Genomic DNA, 3,577 nt, shown 5'->3' on the forward strand with positions numbered 1-3,577 from the left:
GTCTCCGACTCAGTAGTTCTATGCCGAGTACCACGGACAAGCACGAATCGATCGCCAGCAAGCCCGCCAGTGTGGAGACAAAGCTGGGCATGCCGAAGCGATTAAACATCTGCGCATACAGCAAGCCGATCAGCGCCCCGGTCGCCACAGCAGCAGCAATCGCCACCGCCACCGGCCAGCCATGATTGACCCACAGCACGCCCACGATGGAGGAGGCGAAACCGCTGACCGAGCCAACTGACAGGTCGATTTCGCCCACCATCAGAATACAGACGATGCCCAGCGAAATGACGCCGACCGTGGATGCATCAAACAGCATGTTGATGAGGTTATTGCTCGATAGAAAAATCGGGTTGATGCACTGGAAAATGGTCCAGATGATCGCCGTACCCAGGATGACGGGCAGAAACCCCAGATCGCCCGAGCGGATACGGTCGATGAAACTACGGATCGCGCCACCGAAGCCGCTGGCGACCTGATAGCGCTCATCGCTGCGGTCTAGTAGCGCTGCGGCTGGTGCCGCGTTGTTGGTAGGGCTGGTCATGGTTGATCCTGTGGTTGATCCGACTGAATGTTGCGTTCAGACTCGCGCCGATGCGAGCGCCGTGATACCGAGTTGTCCGACGCCCCGGTAATCGCACTCACCAGTTCCCCATTAGTCGCATCGGGTGCGAAGACGCCGTTGTTCTTGCCCAGGCGTAGCACGACAATTTTATCGGCCACGGCCCGCACATCCTCCATGTTGTGACTAATCATCACGACCGCCAGCCCTTTGGCGCGTACCCGTTCAATCAAATCCAGCACTTCAGCCGTTTGCGCCACGCCGAGCGCGGCAGTCGGTTCGTCGAGCAGAATCAGTTTCGGCTCCAGCAGCAACGAGCGTGCAATCGCCACCGTCTGGCGTTGACCGCCAGAGAGGGACGCCACCGGAATCCGTACGCTCGGTATCCGCGCCGAAAGCTCCTTGAGCAGCTTCCAGGCCTTGACCTCCATCGCGACTTCGTCCAACTGGAAGGGGTTGAGCTCCTTGCCCAGAAAAATATTGCCCACCACGTCAAGGTTCTCGCACAGCGCGAGATCCTGAAACACGGTGGCAATACCAAGCGCCAGCGAGGCGCTCGGATCTGCCATGACCACCGGCTTGCCGCAAAAGGTCATCGTGCCTGTGGTCGGCTGATGTACGCCGGACAGGATTTTGACCAGCGTGGACTTGCCAGCGCCATTGTCGCCAACCAAGGCAACCACCTCTCCCGCATAGACGTCAAGATCGATATCGGTCAGCGCTGAGACTGCGCCAAAGCGTTTGGACACCCCGCGCAGACTCAGAACTAATTCGCGTGGGGATGTCTGTTGTTGCAATGATTGGGCTGTCATGGTTGATTACTGAATGATGCCTAGTTTCTTGCAACCTGCCGCATAGCGGTCTACGCACAGCTCAGCAGCAGTCTGGATCGGCTTGCCGCTGACCATCTTGTCAATGATTTCGGCTTTCAGGTTTTGCGCAGTGACCACAGCCGGGACAAACAATTGCGATGGCGTGCCGTAGAGCATGAGTTCGGCTTTTGGCGTTTCACCAGCCAACAGTTTTACCGCCGTCTGGGCCGCGGCAGCTGCCACGATTTCGCTAGGCTTGGAGATAGTGTTGTACTGGTCACCGGCAATGATCAATTGCAAGGCCGCGATAGTCGCGTCGTTACCCGATACAGCAGGCACAGGATTGACACCCGCAGCCTTGAAGGCGGCAATCGCACCGCCACCAGTACCGTCATTGGCGGCGACCACGCCGACGATCTTCTTGCCGAAGCGCGAAACCTGACCGCTGGCCCATTGCTGTGCCTTGGCCGGCACCCATTCAGGCGTATCGTACTCAGCCAAAATTTTGTAGCCGCTATTGTCGAGGCTGGCATGGATACCTTTCTTGATCAGTCCGGCAGCCGCGTCGGTAGGCGAGCCATTGATTTGCAGCAGGCCCACATCCTTAGGAGAGACGCCCTCGGCTTTCAGGTGCGCAACTAACGAATCAGCAATCGCTTTGCCGATGCCTTCGTTGTTAAACGAGACATAGAAGTCTGGCTTGGCTTGCGGAATAGGGCGGTCATAGGCAATCACCTTGATGCCCTTGGCTTGCGCCGCTTTCACCAACGATACGGCAGCGGTCGAGTCCACCGGGTCCAGCACGATGACCTTGGCACCCTGAGAAATGACCGAGTTAAATTGTTGTTGCTGACGTGAAGCGTCGCCGTCCGCATTCTGATACAGCACTTCGCAAGCGGCGCAGAGCTTCTTCATCTCAGCCACAAAGCCGGGATGGTCGTGCTGCTCATAGCGGGTTGACGATTGATCCGGCATCAGGAAGGCGATCTTGGCGGGGGCGATGCTCTGAGCGACGGCGCTGGTGCTCAGTAAGACGGTGACGGCGGCGGCGCAGGTGAACTTCCAGGTGCGTAGATGCATGGTGATCTCCAATATAGTTATAGTTAGTTTGGTGAAACAAGGTTGAGCAAGTACAAACAAGCGCGGCCATCCTAAGCACGGAGGGCCGGTACTACAAAAAGAGGTAAAGAATTAAGGAGATGGCTATCTCCTCAAGATGGGAATAAAAGAGGTACGGGGCACGCCGCATCCATAGCGCTCAGCGCGTTGCTACAGATACAGGCGGCCAGCAGAGTGTCACCCTGCGATGCATTGAAAGTCATACCTTTGTCTCCTGCTTATGCGCATCGCTGATTGTTGCCAGGTTATGCGGAGATCAACTCCTTTAAACCGGCGTCATATCGCGTTGTCGCGTTATTGTTTATGCATGGAGTCTAGGCGCTCGCACCCCGCAGTACTACCTTTAAAATGATGAATGACTGATACTTTTTTGTCTTTTTCGTCATGAGGGCGAAAAAACTAGTCAAATTTGACGTAGCGCATCAGGAAAAAGCATTGCAGTAAGCGCGATTGATTATTTAGAACAAGCGCGGGCTGCATCTTCCACGGCGGCTTTTCTGGCCTTGCGTAGCGTGCGCTGATGTTCTTCCAGCCATTCGATTTGTTGCAATGCATATTCGCCGGAAAGTTTGATCGCATCGAGCATGAAGGCTTTCAATGCCGTATCGTCATCGATGTTCATGGGGAGCTTGCTGGCATCGCCGAATGAGGGATGGGACGGGGAGCGATAGGCGTCATTGGCCTCGATCAGGTTGAAAATGATGGCGATGGCTTTGGAGAGATTGGCGCTGCGGGCGTCGTGCTCCATGATGAACAATTGCTGTTCGCAGTCGATAGCGTCGCTGAGGGTTTGCTGTGCTGCGTGGGGAGAGGTTTGGGAGGCGTTGGTGTTTGGCACGGTTCGATCCTTTAGTCTGGTCCCGTCGGGTGACGGGGGTGGGCGGCAAATGACAAGGTTGAACGACTGGTGCTGCAAACCATAAACCAGCAAGCGCTAGGCTTCCTCGCCAATGCCGCCCTGAGAAAGGACGAACTTAGGGCCCAGGCCGTATGACACGGCCCAGGTTTACAGCGTACAACCAAGCGTTCAAGCATCGATTCGTGCTTGTCCGTGGTACTCGGCATAGAACTACTGAGTCGGAGA

General features: G+C 56.1%; 4 protein-coding genes. All 4 read right to left on the bottom strand.

Annotated features, from left to right (window positions below):
- On the bottom strand, positions 1–544 hold a 544-nt coding region (locus tag ACVBEF_RS20785; protein ID WP_447125808.1), incomplete at its 3' end, for an ABC transporter permease subunit.
- Entirely contained in the window at positions 541–1,374 is an 834-nt protein-coding gene (locus ACVBEF_RS20790) for an ATP-binding cassette domain-containing protein (RefSeq protein ID WP_447121899.1), read from the bottom strand. The genes ACVBEF_RS20785 and ACVBEF_RS20790, both read right to left, overlap by 4 nt.
- 6 nt (positions 1,375–1,380) lie before the next feature.
- Positions 1,381–2,454, bottom strand: a complete 1,074-nt coding sequence (locus ACVBEF_RS20795) for an ABC transporter substrate-binding protein (RefSeq protein WP_447121898.1) — start codon at positions 2,452–2,454, stop codon at positions 1,381–1,383.
- Positions 2,455–2,947: 493 nt separating this feature from the next.
- Positions 2,948–3,331 (bottom strand): hypothetical protein, encoded by a 384-nt coding sequence (locus ACVBEF_RS20800; protein ID WP_447121897.1) that lies wholly within the window; start codon positions 3,329–3,331, stop codon positions 2,948–2,950.
- Positions 3,332–3,577 lie beyond the last annotated feature (246 nt).

It is taken from the genome of Glaciimonas sp. GG7, assembly GCF_052976905.1.

What these genes read in the sequence shown, in the direction of transcription:
- ACVBEF_RS20795 (WP_447121898.1), bottom strand. Translation starts at nt 2,454, where the DNA reads ATGCATCTACGCACCTGGAAGTTCACCTGCGCCGCCGCCGTCACCGTC.
- ACVBEF_RS20790 (WP_447121899.1), bottom strand. Translation starts at nt 1,374, where the DNA reads ATGACAGCCCAATCATTGCAACAACAGACATCCCCACGCGAATTAGTT.